This window comes from Citrobacter sp. Igbk 14, assembly GCF_028069825.1.
Lineage (GTDB): Bacteria > Pseudomonadota > Gammaproteobacteria > Enterobacterales > Enterobacteriaceae > Citrobacter.
In genome coordinates, this window is sequence record NZ_JANEWM010000010.1 from 78016 (window position 1) to 94291 (window position 16276).

Genomic DNA, 16276 nt, shown 5'->3' on the forward strand with positions numbered 1-16276 from the left:
GGCTATTTCAACGCGAACCGGCGCTGAGTGATCTTCTCCAGGCTAAAGCACAGCAGGTAATAGACCAGTCCGGTAAAGACAAAAATGGCCGCCGGGTAAATTTGTACCCGGCTGTTAACCTGACCCGCCACCGTCGTGAGCTCAGGCACGTTGACGATAAACGCCAGCGACGTATCCTTGAGTAGCCCGATAAAAATCCCCGTTAGCGAGGGGAGTACGTTGCGCAGAACCTGCGGCAACAGAATGAACCCGAGCGCCTGGAGTGGGCTAAATCCCTGAACGACTGCCGCATCATACTGACCGCCAGGCAATGCAGTTATGCCTGCGTACACGGAATGCATCACCGAAGCGGCGGTAAACCAGGCCAGTGCCAGTGTGACGGTTATGGCTCCCGGTAAATCACTGCCTGTGAGCATGGGTAACAGATACCACATCCAGAAAATCACGAAGATTAACGGAATACCACGAATAAACTCTGCCCAGATAAACAGCCCCTTACGTATCGCCCCAGGAAAACGCCAGGCACAGCAGGCGAGTGCGATCCCGGCGGGAAGCGCCAGTACCGCTGCGCCAATCGCCATCAGCAGCGTGAGCAGAACGCCCCCCGGTTGACCCTCTGCGACCCGCCCCCACAGGAGGTAGTCCAGATTGTCGGTAATAACCGAAATATTAGCGATCATGCTGTAGGCTCCTGAAACGAAATATGCCTGTTTTACGCGCCAACGGTTTACCTGCTGCAGGTACAGGGCCAAGACGGGTTAACAACATCCCCAGCACAATACCGGTCAACAGGTAGAGTGCCGTGCCGACGGCAAAGGCTTCCAGCGCATGGGCGTTATAGCTTTCAATTTGCCGCACCTGGTACGTCAATTCGGCAAAGCCAATGCCGCTGGCTAATGAAGACAGCTTCATCAGATTAAGATATTGCCCCACAATTGGCTGCCAGGCATTTGCCAGCCCCTGAGGGAGCAGGATGTGACGGAAAGTCGCCCATGACGAAAACCCCTGTGCTATGGCTGCCTCGCGCTGCCCGCCAGACACCGCCTGTAAACCGGAGGCGACCTCTTCGACCAGAAAGGCCGAGGTAAAGATACCCAGCCCCCATGCGGAGCAGAGAAACTCCGGCGTTAACCACCAGACATCTCCTGGCAGAATGGACCAGGCGTGTTCCGCATTAATGAAGGTAATCACGTCGCGAGGAAGGAGATTCCACGCAGCGAAGTACCAGAACATCAGTTGAACGAGTAAAGGGGTATTGCGAAAAACAGAAACCCACACGCTGACCACGGTGGTCGCAAAGCGGTGTCCTGTCAGGCGCAGGCTGAGCAGAAAGATGGCAAATACCGTGGCGAGTACCACGCCGGCTAGCGTGACCCAAAGCGTGGTCAGAAAACCGGAAATTACCCATTGCAGAGGTTGCCCGCTCAGCACCCCCTGCCAGTCCATTGCATGCATTATAACGATGACTCCTGGTGTAACGGGTCGAGCACTTTTTTCAGAAAACGTTGGGTCCTGGGGTGCTGAGGACGTGTGAAAAACGCCTCAGGAGGTGCGACTTCGAGAATATCGCCGCCATCAATAAACACCACACGATCGGCAATCTCCCGGGCGAAATGCATTTCATGCGTTACGACAATCATGGTGATGCCGCTATGGGCAAGACTCTTCATTACCTGCAACACTTCGCCGATCATTTCTGGATCCAGCGCGGAGGTGGGTTCATCGAACAGAATGATTTGCGGTGAGGAGGCCAGGGCGCGGGCGATGGCAACACGTTGTTGCTGTCCGCCGGAAAGTTGGGCGGCATATGCATCGGCTTTTTCGGCCAACCCTACCTGTTCCAGCAGTTCAAGTGCCCGTTGCTCAGCATCCGCTTTTTTCCAACCGTGAACATATTCCAGCGCCAGCGTGATGTTCTGCTGTGCCGTCAGGTGGGTGTAGAGATTGAATTGCTGGAACACAAAGCCAATTCGGCTACGAAGCTGACGCAATGCGGGGCCGCGCAGCTGACCGATGGGTTTGTCATCAATAAAAATATCGCCGCCGCTCAGTGACTCCAGTTGGTTGATCAGGCGAATAAGCGTCGACTTTCCTGAGCCAGAAGGTCCGAGAATGGTGACGACTTCGCCCGGTTCAACCGACAGGCTGACGCCGTTAAGCACGGTATGATTGTCATAGTGTTTTATGACATTACGCAGTTCAACACGCGCCTGGCGCAGATGCGTAAAATCCGCAGCCGAAGCTGCGGGACGATTAAAAAGGCCTGAGAGCATATTACTTCGCTTCTATTTTGAAGGCGCGGGGCTGCGGGTTTTTGGTTTGCGGACCAAACCAGACATCATAAATTTTGGCTGCCTGCCCGGTAGACTCGAGCTTTAATAACTCGTCGTTCACGGCCTTCAACAGCGCAGGTTCGCCTTTTTTCACACCCACACCAATTTCTTCTTTGCTCAACAGGTCGGGCAAAATTTTGAAATCTGCTTTATCAGGCGCACCGCCTAACAACCCGGCCAGAATGGTGCTGTCCTGGGTGATCGCCTGGACATTACCATTCCGCAGTGCGGTTAATGCCAGCGGAATATCGTCATAGGCCAGCACACGTGATTGTGGAAAACGCTGATGCAACGCCTGCTCACCTGTCGTCCCTTTCACCGCGCCGATACGCGCCTTGCTGTAGTCATCAAGCTTATCCGGCGATTTTGCCGGAACGAGGAATTGCTGCCCGGTAACGAAGTAAGGGGCGGAGAAATCGATAACCTGTGCACGCTCAGGTGTAATAGTGATATCCGCTACGATTAAATCGGCCTTACCGGATTGCAATAACGGAATACGGTTAGCCGGGTTGGTGGCGACCAGTTCCAGTTTAACGCCAAGTGATTTAGCCAGCGCTTCAGCGAAATCAACGTCGTAGCCGATAATCTTATGCGTTTTTGCATCAATGGAGCCGAACGGTGGATTGGCGTCAAAGGTGGCTATTTTTACCACACCTGCGGCTTTGATATCGGCCAGTTGATCGGCCTGCGCGTTTGACGCGGCAATGCCTGACGCCAGCAGGACACTGAGTGCCAGCCATGTTTTTTTTGTGCTGTGAATTTTCGTTGCCATCATTTTCTTTGAATCCCTGTTGTTTTGGTTTGTGCTTTTTACGCTCCCATAACTTGTGGCGGTGACCAAATAAGAAAAAATTCTTATCTATATACAAAATGATATTAGTGAAAGGGGTGTTAATTACGGGTGAAAATAATGAAAAACTGAAATGCGAAATAGTGCACAACGTTGGCAAAAATTCGCATTTCATTTTTTACGCATTCTGCGTTGGAATACGTTGTGTCCAACAGACAGAGGCGGCGGAGAAGATGAACGGAGTTAGATATCTTTGGTTGCGCATCAAGAATCGACATCCACAGACTCCACAACATAGTGCGGAACGAAATCTTCAGCGTGTTGTGGAGTCTGTTCTTCCTGTCGCCAGCCTGTATGGGGTGGATATCGCCAACATTGATCCGGAGTGGTTCCGTGATAAAACAACACGCTGAACTTCGCCTGACGCGCGAAATGTACTGGAATGAAGTGTGCAAAATAAGCAGAAATACTACTGAATCCCCATTCTGACCTGTAACATACGACAAAACAGGTCTGGATTGGGAACAAGCATGCTGCGTGATAATTTTAACGATCTCTATTATCTCATTGTCGTCGCCCGTGAACGCAGTTTTACCCGCGCCGCAGCGAAGCTAGGGGTCTCGCAGTCAGCATTAAGCCATGCCATTCGCGGGCTTGAGGAGCGACTGGATGTCAGACTGTTGACCCGTACCACGCGAAGCGTCGCGCCAACCGAAGCCGGAGAACGGCTTATCAACAGTATCAGTCCGCGTTTCGATGACATTGAGACGGAGCTATTGGCATTAACCGATATTCGTCAGCGTGTGGCGGGTAATATCCGTCTGACGCTTGGGGAACATGCGTTGCAATCGACAGTCTGGCCTGCACTACAGCCGTTTTTGCAGGCGTATCCTGATGTAAATGTGGAAATGACTATCGACAATAGCCTGACGGATATCGTGACGGGACGCTATGATGCCGGTATCAGACTCGGTGAGCAGGTGGCCAAAGATATGGTTGCTGTCAGGATCGGTCCCGACTGGCGCATGGTCGTGGTGGGGGCACCCGCTTATTTTGCCCGCCATGGCAAACCGCAAACCCCACACGATCTACAGAATCATAACTGCATCAATATGCGCATGCCGACCCTCGGTGGGCTGTATGCCTGGGAGTTTGCCAGGAATGGGCAGGATCTCCGTGTGCGGGTAGAAGGGCAGCTTATTTTTAACAATCTTCCACCGCGTATCAGTGCGGCAATTTCGGGCATGGGCCTGGCTTTTGTACCGGAAGATACCGTCGAACAGGCGGTAGCAGAAGGGGCGTTGGAAAAAGTACTGGAAGACTGGTGTGAACCTTTTCCCGGTTATTACCTGTACTATCCCAGCCGTAGACAACATACCGCGGCCTTTGCACAGCTGATTGAAGCGTTGCGTTATACGGCGTGAAGCGCAGGCTGACTAGAAAAAAACCGGCATTGCGCCGGTTCAGAGATTAGATTTTGCAGGCATCGCCGCAGTCGTTATCAGCAATAATTTCCTGCGCTTTTTTGTCCGCATCTTCCAGACGTTCAGCATTACGCTCTTGTGCTTCTTCCAGTCCATCAAAGACCAGATTATCGAGATCAATTTCCATCATTCACCTGCTCAGGTTCAGCGTTTAACATCGTTCCATTATATTGCAAAAATGTTGCTGAACAGCAGCGATTATTGCTACTAAGCACGTTCTTATACCAGGTCAGCGTATTTTTCCGGCAGCGTATCCCACAGATGGCGGTTCGCGGCGCTGAGAATAATATCGCGCATACATTCCCTGGCCGTCACGCCTTGACGCAGGCGTATCGCTTCCAGCAGCAGACGGTGCTGCTCAACAGCGTGCTCGGTTTCCCGCACCGAGGATTCCTGCGTCTGTTTAAACGACAGCATCATGGCGGCGGAAAGGGCGTTGCCAATCGACATTAAGAACGGGTTATGACACGACTTCAATAGCGCTGTGTGAAACGCCAAATCCCCTTCCTCAAACAGCGCAATTTCATCTTGTTGTTGCCCGCGCGACATCAGCGTCCAGGCCTCTTCAATCGCGGCCAGATCGCGCGCAGTTGCGTTGGCGGCAGCCAACGCGGCAGCGTTGGGCTCGAACATCAAACGGGTGACGACCAGCTGTTCTGCGACATCAGGTGAGATACCCACTTCTTCCATCCAGCCCAGCACATCCGTATCCAGAAAACTCCAGAGTTCGCGTGGGTTGACCGTACTGCGACGTTTAGCCTGAATCGACAGTAATCCTTTCGCCGATAAAACATGCAGTGCGTTTCGTACAGAAGTACGTGATGCAGAGTACTGCACGGCTAGCTCATTCTCGCCGGGGAGCATCTCCCCATCGCTCAGGGTGCCGCGGAGGATTTTCATTGCCAGATCACGCGTGATCGTTTCGGAGATGGTGGCCAGGGAAGTCGTCATTGTTCGCCTTGAAAAATAGAGGGTTGCCCATTGTACGCATAAAACAAGGCGTTATGTATACAAGGAAGCATCACTTGTCCCTTCAGATAACACAATTATACGTTTTGTTTCACTTCACGATCGTGCTCACAGATCGCTTACATAAAATTAACTACATTCTTGTCATACAAGATTTAATTATTGGGGTTACAAGATGAAAGGGGAATGGATTGCGGTTGACTGGGGAACCTCAAATTTCCGGGCGTGGTTGATGGCAGGAGATGACGTGCTGGATAAACGTAGCGCCAACTGCGGACTGCTCCATGTCAAACAAGGTCAATTCGATGGCACGCTAAAAATGCTGCTGGGTGAGTGGGTGACTAATGCAGCTCCGACAATAGCGATGGCCGGAATGGTGGGTTCGCAGCAGGGCTGGTATGAGGTTGACTATTGTCCGCTTCCTGCCAATGCCGACAGTTTGCTTGCCCACAGCAAAACGTTCACGACTTCATGGGGAAGTGAGGCGTGGATTGTTCCTGGTTTGCGAGCGTCACCTGCTGGCGGCATACCGGACGTGATGCGTGGCGAAGAGGTTCAGTTGCTGGGGCTGGCGATACTGGAAGATATTGCGGATTTTCAGGCAATTTTACCGGGCACGCACAGCAAACATGTAGCGGTCGAGAATAGGCAGGTTACTGATTTTTCGACATATATGACCGGTGAGCTTTTTCAGGTATTGATTTCTCACTCGTTACTTGGCCGCGGTCTTCCTGATGCGGTGATCGATGACAGTGCATTTCTACTTGGGGTAGAGGCATCCCAGCGTCACGCGGCGCTAAGCCAACTCCTTTTTTCCACCCGAACGCGGCGACTTTCAGGTGAATTACCTGCTGAATCCGTCAGTGATTATCTCTCCGGATTATTGATCGGTACAGAGTTCGGCGCTGACTGTCGCGGGCTTGTCTGGCTGGTGGGGAGTGCGGCGCTAACTCGCCGCTACCAGTTGGCGGCAACGGCGTTGGGTATTAAGACACGCTGCATTGATGGCGATTGCTGTTTTATCGCCGGAATGCAGTCCCTTCAACAACGGCTAACAGAGAAACACCATGGACAGTTTTGACTTTGCCACGTTGTGGCAGAAAACACCGCTTCCGATGATCGCCATTCTGCGCGGTCTGACACCTGAGGAAGCACCGGATATCGGGGATGTACTGCTGGAGGCCGGCTTCACCTGGCTGGAGGTTCCGCTAAATTCCCCGCGAGCGCTCGATTCTATCACGCTGCTACGTGAACGCGTTGGCGAGCGTGCTATCGTCGGGGCGGGTACGGTACTGACGGCGGCGCAGGTTGATAGCGTTGTCGATGCGGGCGGGCAAGTGATTATCTCGCCGAATATGAACACCTCGGTCATCCGCCGTAGCAGGGAGCGGGGGGCGATTAGCTTACCCGGTGTGATCACCCCAAGCGAGGCGTTTACGGCGCTGGATGCCGGAGCCAGCGGGCTGAAGTTTTACCCTGCGGAAATGATCTCCCCGGACATACTGCGAGCCATGTGCGTGGTCCTACCGCCTCACGTGATTTGCATGCCGGTCGGCGGTGTTTCAGCCGAGGTTCAGCAGTTGCAAAACTGGATGTCGGCGGGGGCAAAAGGCTTTGGCTGCGGTGGTGGTTTATACCGTGCGGGCACATGCCGTGAACAGGTTATGCATAACGCGCTGGCCTATGCTCAAGCCTGGCAACAGGTAAATACCTGAGCGTCGCGCCAATAACAACTTAAGAGGCTGAAAGATGAATACGCGTACCCTCGATACTGAAAATAAAAATGCGGTTTATCGTAAAGTGACCCGACGGCTGATCCCGTTTTTAATCCTGTGTTATTTCTTTGCCTATCTCGATCGTGTAAACGTGGGTTTCGCCAAACTCCATATGCAGGATGCGCTTAATCTGAGCGATACGGTTTATGGGATTGGTGCCGGTATCTTTTTTATTGGTTACTTTATCTTTGAAGTCCCCAGCAACCTGTTGATGCAGCGGTTTGGTCCCCGCTTCTGGATTGCGCGCATCATGGCCAGCTGGGCGATATTGTCCGCGCTGACAATGTTTGTGACTACTCCGACCCAGTTCTATGTCGTGCGCTTTTTACTGGGTGTCGCGGAAGCCGGGTTCTTTCCAGGGATCGTTTACTATTTAACGCTGTGGTTCCCCTCATGGCGCTCTGCTCGTACGCTCGGGCTGTTTATCCTGGTCACACCGTTATCAACTATTATCGGCAGTCCGCTATCGGGGCTGATCCTGAAAATGTTTGAGGGCGTGGGTCACCTGCATAACTGGCAATGGCTGTTCCTGGTGGAGGCAATCCCATCATTCCTGCTGGCCTTCGTGGTGTTGCGTTATCTCGATAATGACGTGAAATCGGCGAAATGGTTGTCGGATGCTGAAAAAGCGCTGATCGAACAGGATTTGCAAAAAGACCAGCTTGATAAAGTAGCAGCGAATGCGGGAATGCCGCAGCACAGCCTGTCTGCCATGTTCCGCAACCGGTTCGTCTGGCTGCTGGCACTGATCTTCTTCAGCTTCAATATCGGCTATTACGGCATTAACTTCTGGTTGCCATCGATCATTAAAAGCTCCGGCGTACAGGATGATTTTGCTATCGGCCTGCTGGCGGCGGTGCCGTATATCTTCGGCGCGGTCTGCATGTTGTGGAACAGCCGTCACTCAGATCTGAAGCAGGAGCGCCGTTGGCACATTGCCATTCCGGCAATAGTCGGTGCGATTGGCCTGACGTTTAGCGCCCTCAATGAAGGCTCCACGTTCTGGATGATGGCATGGATTTGTGTCGCGATGTCCGGAACGTTATCGCTGATTCCAACCTATATCAGCCTGCCAGGGACGCTGCTCTCGGGTACTGCTGCAGCAGCAGGCATCGCGTTAGTGAACTCCATCGGCAACCTGGCCGGGTTCTTTGGTCCGACCGTACTGGGCTGGCTGAAAGACACCACCGGCAGCACCAGTAGCGGGCTGTATATTCTGGCGGGATTCCTGGTGCTCTGCGCACCGCTGATTTTCCTCATCCCGGCACGCCTGATTAACCCCCGCGATCGAAAAGCGACGACACAGGCAGAAAGCAGTGTATTAACGAAAAGAGGTCATATATGAGCAGTTGTGGCAGCGGATGCGCAGGTTGTGGTGGCGAACACTTCAACCCGATCCTCAGCGGTGATGACGGCGCCTTAAAACGTGCCCTGTATAAATCAATGGGACATACCGACGAGCAACTTCGCCGGCCAGTGATTGCCGTCGTCAACAGTTATACCAATGCAACGGCAGGGCATGCCAACCTGAATGAACTCACGACACATGTGCTAAAGGGCATTGATGAAGCGGGTGGCGTAGGCATGGTGTTTGGTACCATCGCTCCTTGTGACGGTATTGCAGAAGGGCATCTGGGCATGCGCTACATCCTGGCGGCGCGGGAAATTATCGCCAGCTCGATCGAAGTGATGATGCGTGCCCACCGCTTCGACGGCATGGTGCTATTGGGGTCATGTGACAAAATTGTCCCCGCCATGTTGATGGCGGCGGCTCGACTTGATATTCCGGCCATTCTGGTCAACGGTGGGCCAATGTATCCTGCTGAATACAAAGGTAAGCATTGGGACGGCAATATTGTCACTGAGGCGATAGGCTGGAAACGTCGCGGGGAAATCGATGAGGCAGAGTTCCGGCACATTGAAGATATTGCCGAACCAGGGCACGGATCCTGCACGATGTACGGAACGGCCAATACGATGTGCTGTATTGCTGAGGTTTTGGGTATGAGCCTGCCGGGGAGCAGTACGCTGCCCGCGATTTCACGCGAACGCCGTGATTGCGCCTATGCGACAGGAATGACCGCAGTGGACCTGGTAAAGCGCGGCGTGAATGCGCGGCAGATCATTACCCGCGACGCGATCCGCAATGCGATGACCTATCTGTTGGCTACGGGGGGCTCAACCAACGCCATTCTGCACCTGCAAGCTATTTACTATGAGGCGGAACTGGGACATCTGCCGCTGGCTGAGTTTGATGCTCTGAGTCATCAGGTACCGCTGGTGGCTTCGCTCTATCCGGCATCGGAATACGACATGATCGACTTCTGGGAAGCGGGGGGCGTCGCTGCGGTGGAAAAAGAGATCGCCAACCTGTTGGAACTCAATTGCCTGACGGTCAATGGACAGAAAAAAGGGGAGTGGCTAATGGATGTTCCTGCCACTCGTCGCCCGGAAGTGATTCATACGCTGGCGATCCCGGTACGCAATGAATCCGGTGTCGCGGTGCTGCATGGCAATTTGTCGCCTATGGGGTGTGTGGTGAAACCCGCTGCGGTTCCGGAGCATTTGATGGTCTTTACCGGACCTGCCGTGGTGTTTAACAGCGAGGATGAGGCCGTCGAGTCGATCCTCTCCGGTGATATTCAACCCGGCAGCGTGTTGGTTCTGCGTTACGAAGGTCCGAAGGGGGGGCCGGGCATGCCAGAGATGTATAAGCCGATGAAATTCCTCGAAGGGATGAATCTCTCGGACTCGTGTGCGCTGATCACCGATGGGCGTTTTTCCGGTTCAAATCGGGGGCTATTCGTTGGGCATATTTCGCCAGAAGCCAGCGATGGCGGCGTGCTGGCACTGGTTGAAACGGGGGACACTATCAGCATTGATATTCCGCAGCGGACATTAACGCTGAATGTGGCGGATGCCGTACTGGCAGAGCGTCAAAAAGTCTGCCAACTGGTGCATAAAGAGGTGCCACGTGGATTCTTGCGGCTGTATCGTCGTTGGGCGCTACCTGCGGCGCAAGGGGCTGTACTGGCCGATCGGGAGGATCTCTGATGTCATCAGTCGCAATGATCCAGGGCGTCAATCCCATCGTCGCCATGCCGTTTACCGCACAGGGTGAGGTCGATTTTACGAGTTTTCGTCGGCTGGTGGCTCACCTTTCCGGTCTCGGTGTGAATGGTTTAACGTTGTTTGGTATTGCCAGCGAGTTTCCCAAGCTGGACGATGGCGAACGGTTGCAATTGGCAGAAATCTATCTTGATGAATTGTCGGGGAAGCGACTGTTTCGTGCACTGTCGATTACCGATCATAGCACCGACCTTGCAGTACGGCGGGCGCGGCTGTACCAAAGCATGGGGGCTGACGCGTTGATGTTGCTCCCGCCATTTTTCCTGCAACCGTCACTGGCAGCTGTACAGGCGCACATCTCTGCCGTACTTGAGGCGGTAACTATTCCGGTGATGGTGCAGTACGCGCCAGGCGAAACAGGATTCCCGGTTGCGCCACATCAACTGGCCGAGGTCGCAAAACGCTATCCACATGCGGTGTTTAAGATTGAATGTAATCCGCCTGTGGATTACACGCGTGAATTCCTGCAACAGGCTCCAGACGCTCACGTTCTCAACGGTTACGCAGGTCTCTATATGCTGCATATGCTGGACGTGGGCGGAAAAGGCGTGATGCCAGGCTGCTCGTTTAGCGAAATTTATGTGCGTATATATCAACACTGGCTGGCGGGGGAACATCAGCAGGCGGTGCAATTACACAACGCGCTGTTGCCGTATATTCAGCACTGGATGCAACACTGCGAATATATTATCCAGATTGAAAAAACGATATTGCAGCGACGCGGGATCATCGCCGATGACTATTGTCGTAAACCCGGTTGGCAATTAGCGGATGAGGATTTAAAAACCATCGATAGTTTTATTTCACAGTTCAATTTGTCGGTCTGAGTCATCTCCAGCAAGTGGATCGGGTATGGCGCATCCATACCCGATTAAACACCTGTTCGTACTGGCGTTCTCTGGCGCGCAGCATGCGAGGTTAACATGCAAAATGATATTCATGATTCAACGATTAAGAGAGTGAACAAACGGCTTATTCCTTTCCTGATGTTGCTGTATCTTATTGCTTATATTGACCGTTCTAACATTTCAGTTGCCGCATTACAGATGAACGCCGATCTTGCGCTAACTGCTGAAATGTATGGTATTGCTGCCGGTATTTTTTATATTGCTTATATTCTTTTTGAAGTGCCCAGCAATGTCATTCTGACGCGCGTTGGCGCGAAACTGTGGATCGCCAGGATTATGGTGACCTGGGGCATGATTGCTGCGGGTATGAGTCTGGTGCAGACGCCAACGCAGCTATATATTATGCGTTTTTTACTCGGTGTCGCGGAGGCGGGATTTACCCCCGGAATTATTTATTATCTTTCCTGTTGGTACCCTCGAAATAACCGGGCACATGCCATGTCCATGTTTTATATCGGCGCTGCGCTGGCATCAGTCATTGGCTTGCCAATTTCCGGCTCTATTTTAAATATGCATGGTTTTTTCGATATTGCGGGCTGGCGTTGGCTGTTTTTATTAGAAGGTATTCCGGCGGTTATCCTCGGTGTGGTTGTTTGGTTTTATCTTGATGATTCTCCCGCTCAGGCGCGTTGGCTCAGTGTACAGGAACGAGACTGGTTACAACGGAAACTCTCGTCCGAAGCCGGGGCAGACAATCATCACCATCAGTGGCATCAGGCTCTCACCAGTAAAAAGGTATGGCTACTGAGTGCCATCTGGTTGCTGCAGGCCTTTGGTACGATAGGCATTACGTTGTTCCTGCCGCTGATCGTTAAAGGTGTCGTCACGGAGCAAAGTAACCTGATTGTCAGCTTACTCTCCGCGGTACCTTTTTTGTTCGCGTGTCTGTTTATGTGGCTCAATGGTCGCCATTCTGACCGTAGTGGAGAGCGACGTCTGCACCTTGCAATCCCGCTGATGTTAGCCGGCGGATTACTCCTTGTCGCGGTTTATACCCAGTATCTGCTGCTGGCATACCTTCTGCTGGTGGTAACGGTCGGTCTGAACTGGGCAATTACCCCAATATTCTGGGCGGCAACCACAGAATCCTTAACCGGGGTCGCAGGCGCAGCGGCCATCGCACTGATCAATGCTGTTGCCAACGTGGCAGGCCTGGTGTTTCCGCCGCTCATGGGACGGTTGAAAGATCTGACAGGAAATTATGATGCGTCTTTGGTGATTGTTGCGTTTGCCCTGGTGAGTGGCGGTGGGTTGGCACTGTACGTTCTGTCAATATCTCCCACGCGTAACTCGCGAGTTGCTGGAAAGGAAGAAAGCCTGCGTTAAGTCAAAAATCGTCGTTTCCACTGGTGCGTACCTGGGCATAAACGCCAACCAGGTGCGCACCAGCCATCTCATCCCGCCAACGCTGAACATCTCTCGTAACTCACTCTATGTGTTAAATAAATGTTAATAAACTGAGTTATATCCCTGTCCATTCAGGAACGTGATGTGCGATTTGTTTTAACAAATATGCGACAAAATCACTATACATATAACTTAATATCTTTTATACATTAATTGTTCAACCCTGCGACTATTCCACAAAAGAGAAAGCAATATGGAACAGACACCTGATAAGAAAAACGATAATTTTCAAAAAGATGGCAAAGAACAGTTCAACCGCTCGATCGGGCTTATTTCAAATTTTGCGTTGGGTTTTACCTACCTGTCGCCGCTTACCGCTGTTTATTCGCTGTTCGCGTTGGCAGTGACGTTGGCAGGACCACCCGCAGTGTGGTGGATTTTGATCGTCGCGTGTGGGCAGTTGTTAGTCGCCCTGGTGTTTGGTGAGGTTGCGTCTCAATATCCGATCACCGGGGGACTGTATCCCTGGGCGAGAAGGTTGTGGGGTAAGAAATATGCGTGGATCGCCGCCTGGATCTACCTGTGGGCGCTGGTGGTGACCATTACCTCGATCGCGGAATACACATCAACATTTGTTGAATCACTCTTTCATTATGGCCAGACACCCGCCACCATGCTGGTGACTTCCGTTTTGCTGCTGCTCTTGATGATGGCCGTCAATATGTCCGGGACCAGGAATCTGGCCAGGGTCGCCAAAATTGGTTTCTGGTGTGAAATCGTCAGCGTAATTGCGCTGGGTATTTACCTGCTGATTTTCCACCGTTCACAGCCTTTCTCCGTCATCTTTGATTCGATGGGGGTACTGGCGCATGACGGAAGTTATTCCACCGCCTTTATGTCCGCCGCGCTGATGGGCCTGTTTATGTTCTTTGGCTTCGAGGCGTGCGGTAACGTGGCAGAGGAAGTGCAAAATCCAAGCAAAAAAATCCCGGTAGCCATGATTTTAAGTATCGTGTTTGGCGCGATCTCCGCCATTATCTCCGTCATGGGCTACCTGCTGGCGTCACCGAACCTGGTGAGTATCGTGAATGGTAAAACCGCCGATCCGATCCCGGCAATCCTTAATGAAGCGCTGGGGGAAACCGGTGCGACGGTCTTTATTATTGTCGCTATTATCGCGATGCTGTCGTGCATTTTGTCTCTGCAAGCGGCATTAAGTCGTCTTATCTTTTCTTTCTCCCGCGACAGAATGCTGCCGGGCAGTGAATGGATGGCCAAAATTTCTAAAAATGGTGTCCCGGATAATGCCATGGTCGTCAGCTGTGTGTTGCCCGTTATCATTTGTGTCTGGGTCTATTTCCAGCCAGATAACTTATCGCGTATCACCGCATTTGCTGTTATCGGTATTTATATTTCATTCCAGATGGTGGTACTGGCCGCGCTGCGTCAACGTCTGAAAGGCTGGAAACCCGCCGGAGAGTGGACGATTGGTGGTTGGGGTGTGATTGTAAACGTGCTGGCGTTAGCTTACGGTCTGTGTGGGATCTGGTTACTGGCACAGCCTGCTGACAGCAGTGATTTCATCGACCGTTGGACAGTACTGTTTGGTCTGGCGATTGTGGTAGGTTCAGGATTGATCTACATGTTCCTTACCCGACCCTTTGGCCGCTCGGCTGCACCGGAAAACGATGCCATTGCCTACGCCACGAAACTCAATATGGGGCAGGATAACTAAAACTAAGGGCCTTCGGGCCCTTAGTTTCGACCGTTTTACGCGCCGGATACGACGCTGGCATCCTTATCCGGTAACGCTCAGCCTTGAATTGACTATTTCTGGTAGTGATAAAGGATAAAGTAGTCGCTTTGATACACCACTGTGCTGTGCGCAGGTGACAATAATTCACCGACACGAAAGCGCGGCCAACTGGAAAAGATGATCCGGTTTTCCAGATTGGTCAGGATGACATAATCAGGGTGAGGGCAGGAGAGCAGTTCGGCTTCTATCTGACTGACCAGCAGATCGACGGCGGCGACGCCGAGAAACTGATCATGATAGTAAACTGGCACCGCTGAGGTTAGGGTATAGGAGATGTTACAGATATAGTCGACATACGGGCCATGGATATACGCTTCACCTGCCGGAGGCGAATGCTTAAACCACTCAAAGGTTCTGAAATCCAGCCGCTGTTGCGTCGCCTGATCCAAATCCAGATGTGCCTGACTCAATCCATTATCTTTCTTATACCACCATTCCAGCAGCCAATATTCTTTGGTGGTTTCTGTACTCTCAATATGGCTGGCGAAACCTGCGCCTGAACAGTAGTGGTTGTTGTTCAGTGTGCTCTTGATGTGTTGCTGAACCGTTGATCTGACAGCAGGGTCGAGGACAACTTCGGCTGAAGCTTTTTGCACACCAGCAATGGCCTCGTGAATGCTCCTCGCCAGCGCAACGGTAGACTCTACGGTAGAGGCGGTAATATCATCAATTTTACGGATTAATGCGCTTAAGGATGTCGAAGAGCTCATGGTCTGTCCTGCCTTCACTGATTGTCAGTTCGAGTTATATTTCAGCTTTTTTTCAATAAGGTAATAGGTAAACGTGTCGATGATCTGCGTGGCGTACTGGACTGACTCGGTTTCGTTATGGGCGGCGAGCGCGTCGGCCAGCGCGGAATAAAGCGCAATAATTTCCGCATGAATATTGTCGGCGCGATAGAGTATTGCCACCAGTGATGCCCACTCGGCCTGGACCTGAAGCTCCTGGTTGGCCAGCCGTGCTGAATGAGAGCTGGCCGCAATTGCCAGCAAACAACGCATATCGGCCTGAGTCATCAGTTCAGGTGAATCGGCTTTCCTCAGTACGTCTACAAACTCGCGAAATTTGGCAATGTCCGCCCCGGTCATGCGTCTGGAGGCTAGCCTGGCGCTGTGGCTGATAATGGCGCAATGCATTTCGCCTAAATCCGAAAGGTAATCGGTACTGATCGATTTAAACGGATGCAGGGCGCTATTTTTGCCATCAATATTCTCGCAAACGAAGCTCCCGCCATTACGGCCACGAACCGTATGGATAAGATTATTAGCCCGAAGCGTGTTGAGCGCTTCTCTGATAGTGATATGTGAGACACCCATCATCTTTGCCAAATCGGTTTCATTGGGCAGCTGTTCTTTTGGCTCCAGCAACCCGGTAATAATGGCGTTTGAAAGGCGCTGCACTATCTGGTCTGAACGACTGACCTGCCCGATAGGCGCAAATATGACCGCATGAGTAATCATAATCTTTTCTGCACTCAATTCCCTGAAACAACGACCATTTTTAACACATGCCCGCGGGGCACGAAAGGTCAGAATGGCCGCGTTATTTTACCAGCCCACGCGCAACATCGCTGCACAGGCGGATGTGTGTCCCGATAGCGTCAAAACGCATTCCGCGCTGACGATAAATAACCTTACCCTGAAAATGTAAAATTTAAGTTAAAAGTGCGAGGCTTATCATAGTGTCAATGTTGCGCATTTGAAAAATTTTTACAATATATATATT

Annotated in this window: 17 protein-coding genes; 9 read left to right on the forward strand and 8 right to left on the reverse strand. The window is 52.1% G+C overall.

Features of this window, described 5'->3' with window-relative positions; all coding sequences use genetic code 11:
* Positions 1-2 precede the first annotated feature (2 nt).
* From NNN64_RS06065 to NNN64_RS06080, 4 genes are read right to left on the reverse strand one after another with little or no spacing between them, the layout of a single operon-like run.
* The gene (locus NNN64_RS06065) at positions 3-680 is read right to left on the reverse strand and encodes an amino acid ABC transporter permease (protein ID WP_271440798.1); all 678 of its coding nucleotides are present in this window, start codon (positions 678-680) and stop codon (positions 3-5) included.
* On the reverse strand, positions 670-1455 hold the full coding sequence (locus tag NNN64_RS06070; RefSeq protein ID WP_271440799.1) for an amino acid ABC transporter permease: 786 nt from the start codon (positions 1453-1455) through the stop codon (positions 670-672). Before NNN64_RS06070 ends, NNN64_RS06065 begins: the two co-directional genes overlap by 11 nt.
* Positions 1455-2273, reverse strand: coding sequence for an amino acid ABC transporter ATP-binding protein (locus tag NNN64_RS06075; protein ID WP_271440800.1), 819 nt, complete (start codon positions 2271-2273; stop codon positions 1455-1457). Before NNN64_RS06075 ends, NNN64_RS06070 begins: the two co-directional genes overlap by 1 nt.
* A 1-nt stretch (position 2274) precedes the next feature.
* Positions 2275-3108 carry an ABC transporter substrate-binding protein gene (locus NNN64_RS06080; protein ID WP_271440801.1) on the reverse strand — a complete coding sequence of 278 codons (834 nt, stop codon included), beginning with the start codon at positions 3106-3108 and terminating at the stop codon, positions 2275-2277.
* A gap of 248 nt (positions 3109-3356) precedes the next feature.
* On the opposite strand from NNN64_RS06080, the gene NNN64_RS06085 reads away from it, so the two are divergent.
* Together NNN64_RS06085 and NNN64_RS06090 are read left to right on the forward strand one after the other, a co-directional pair.
* Complete coding sequence (locus NNN64_RS06085; RefSeq protein WP_271440802.1) at positions 3357-3536, forward strand: hypothetical protein; 180 nt, start codon at positions 3357-3359, stop codon at positions 3534-3536.
* Between the two features lie 117 nt (positions 3537-3653).
* Positions 3654-4547: a LysR family transcriptional regulator gene (locus NNN64_RS06090; protein ID WP_271440803.1), complete on the forward strand. Its 894-nt coding sequence runs from the start codon at positions 3654-3656 to the stop codon at positions 4545-4547.
* Between the two features lie 46 nt (positions 4548-4593).
* Here the strand turns inward: NNN64_RS06090 and NNN64_RS06095 are convergent, their stop codons facing one another.
* Positions 4594-4734, reverse strand: coding sequence for a hypothetical protein (locus tag NNN64_RS06095; RefSeq protein ID WP_003832695.1), 141 nt, complete (start codon positions 4732-4734; stop codon positions 4594-4596).
* A 92-nt stretch (positions 4735-4826) separates the two neighbouring features.
* Positions 4827-5558: a FadR/GntR family transcriptional regulator gene (locus tag NNN64_RS06100; protein ID WP_271440804.1), complete on the reverse strand. Its 732-nt coding sequence runs from the start codon at positions 5556-5558 to the stop codon at positions 4827-4829.
* A gap of 193 nt (positions 5559-5751) precedes the next feature.
* Between NNN64_RS06100 and NNN64_RS06105 the strand changes: the two genes are divergently transcribed.
* The 7 genes from NNN64_RS06105 (at position 5752) to NNN64_RS06135 (ending at position 14470) form a co-directional block, all read left to right on the forward strand.
* Entirely contained in the window at positions 5752-6657 is a 906-nt protein-coding gene (locus tag NNN64_RS06105) for a 2-dehydro-3-deoxygalactonokinase (protein WP_271440805.1), read from the forward strand.
* Positions 6644-7291 carry a 2-dehydro-3-deoxy-6-phosphogalactonate aldolase gene (locus tag NNN64_RS06110; protein ID WP_271440806.1) on the forward strand — a complete coding sequence of 216 codons (648 nt, stop codon included), beginning with the start codon at positions 6644-6646 and terminating at the stop codon, positions 7289-7291. Before NNN64_RS06105 ends, NNN64_RS06110 begins: the two co-directional genes overlap by 14 nt.
* 34 nt (positions 7292-7325) lie before the next feature.
* A complete protein-coding gene (locus NNN64_RS06115) occupies positions 7326-8696 on the forward strand; it encodes an MFS transporter (protein WP_271440807.1) in 1371 nt (456 codons plus the stop codon).
* Positions 8693-10405: a dihydroxy-acid dehydratase gene (gene ilvD, locus NNN64_RS06120; RefSeq protein ID WP_271440808.1), complete on the forward strand. Its 1713-nt coding sequence runs from the start codon at positions 8693-8695 to the stop codon at positions 10403-10405. The genes NNN64_RS06115 and ilvD overlap by 4 nt, the downstream gene beginning before the upstream one ends.
* On the forward strand, positions 10405-11307 hold the full coding sequence (locus NNN64_RS06125; RefSeq protein ID WP_271440809.1) for a dihydrodipicolinate synthase family protein: 903 nt from the start codon (positions 10405-10407) through the stop codon (positions 11305-11307). Before ilvD ends, NNN64_RS06125 begins: the two co-directional genes overlap by 1 nt.
* Before the next feature lie 96 nt (positions 11308-11403).
* On the forward strand, positions 11404-12714 hold the full coding sequence (locus tag NNN64_RS06130; protein WP_271440810.1) for an MFS transporter: 1311 nt from the start codon (positions 11404-11406) through the stop codon (positions 12712-12714).
* 274 nt (positions 12715-12988) lie between these two features.
* Positions 12989-14470, forward strand: coding sequence for an APC family permease (locus NNN64_RS06135; RefSeq protein WP_137383305.1), 1482 nt, complete (start codon positions 12989-12991; stop codon positions 14468-14470).
* Positions 14471-14562: 92 nt separating this feature from the next.
* Here NNN64_RS06135 and NNN64_RS06140 read toward each other — a convergent pair whose 3' ends face one another.
* The gene (locus tag NNN64_RS06140) at positions 14563-15261 is read right to left on the reverse strand and encodes a cache domain-containing protein (RefSeq protein WP_271440811.1); all 699 of its coding nucleotides are present in this window, start codon (positions 15259-15261) and stop codon (positions 14563-14565) included.
* 24 nt (positions 15262-15285) lie between these two features.
* Entirely contained in the window at positions 15286-16011 is a 726-nt protein-coding gene (locus NNN64_RS06145; protein WP_271440812.1) for a FadR/GntR family transcriptional regulator, read from the reverse strand.
* Positions 16012-16276: the final 265 nt, after the last annotated feature.

Bases quoted from the DNA above. Each gene is read 5' to 3' on its own strand.
- NNN64_RS06065 (WP_271440798.1), bottom strand. From the start codon at position 680: ATGATCGCTAATATTTCGGTTATTACCGACAATCTGGACTACCTCCTG.
- NNN64_RS06070 (WP_271440799.1), bottom strand. From the start codon at position 1,455: ATGCATGCAATGGACTGGCAGGGGGTGCTGAGCGGGCAACCTCTGCAA.
- NNN64_RS06075 (WP_271440800.1), bottom strand. From the start codon at position 2,273: ATGCTCTCAGGCCTTTTTAATCGTCCCGCAGCTTCGGCTGCGGATTTT.
- NNN64_RS06080 (WP_271440801.1), bottom strand. From the start codon at position 3,108: ATGATGGCAACGAAAATTCACAGCACAAAAAAAACATGGCTGGCACTC.
- NNN64_RS06085 (WP_271440802.1), top strand. From the start codon at position 3,357: ATGAACGGAGTTAGATATCTTTGGTTGCGCATCAAGAATCGACATCCA.
- NNN64_RS06090 (WP_271440803.1), top strand. From the start codon at position 3,654: ATGCTGCGTGATAATTTTAACGATCTCTATTATCTCATTGTCGTCGCC.
- NNN64_RS06095 (WP_003832695.1), bottom strand. From the start codon at position 4,734: ATGGAAATTGATCTCGATAATCTGGTCTTTGATGGACTGGAAGAAGCA.
- NNN64_RS06100 (WP_271440804.1), bottom strand. From the start codon at position 5,558: ATGACGACTTCCCTGGCCACCATCTCCGAAACGATCACGCGTGATCTG.
- NNN64_RS06105 (WP_271440805.1), top strand. From the start codon at position 5,752: ATGAAAGGGGAATGGATTGCGGTTGACTGGGGAACCTCAAATTTCCGG.
- NNN64_RS06110 (WP_271440806.1), top strand. From the start codon at position 6,644: ATGGACAGTTTTGACTTTGCCACGTTGTGGCAGAAAACACCGCTTCCG.
- NNN64_RS06115 (WP_271440807.1), top strand. From the start codon at position 7,326: ATGAATACGCGTACCCTCGATACTGAAAATAAAAATGCGGTTTATCGT.
- ilvD (WP_271440808.1), top strand. From the start codon at position 8,693: ATGAGCAGTTGTGGCAGCGGATGCGCAGGTTGTGGTGGCGAACACTTC.
- NNN64_RS06125 (WP_271440809.1), top strand. From the start codon at position 10,405: ATGTCATCAGTCGCAATGATCCAGGGCGTCAATCCCATCGTCGCCATG.
- NNN64_RS06130 (WP_271440810.1), top strand. From the start codon at position 11,404: ATGCAAAATGATATTCATGATTCAACGATTAAGAGAGTGAACAAACGG.
- NNN64_RS06135 (WP_137383305.1), top strand. From the start codon at position 12,989: ATGGAACAGACACCTGATAAGAAAAACGATAATTTTCAAAAAGATGGC.
- NNN64_RS06140 (WP_271440811.1), bottom strand. From the start codon at position 15,261: ATGAGCTCTTCGACATCCTTAAGCGCATTAATCCGTAAAATTGATGAT.
- NNN64_RS06145 (WP_271440812.1), bottom strand. From the start codon at position 16,011: ATGATTACTCATGCGGTCATATTTGCGCCTATCGGGCAGGTCAGTCGT.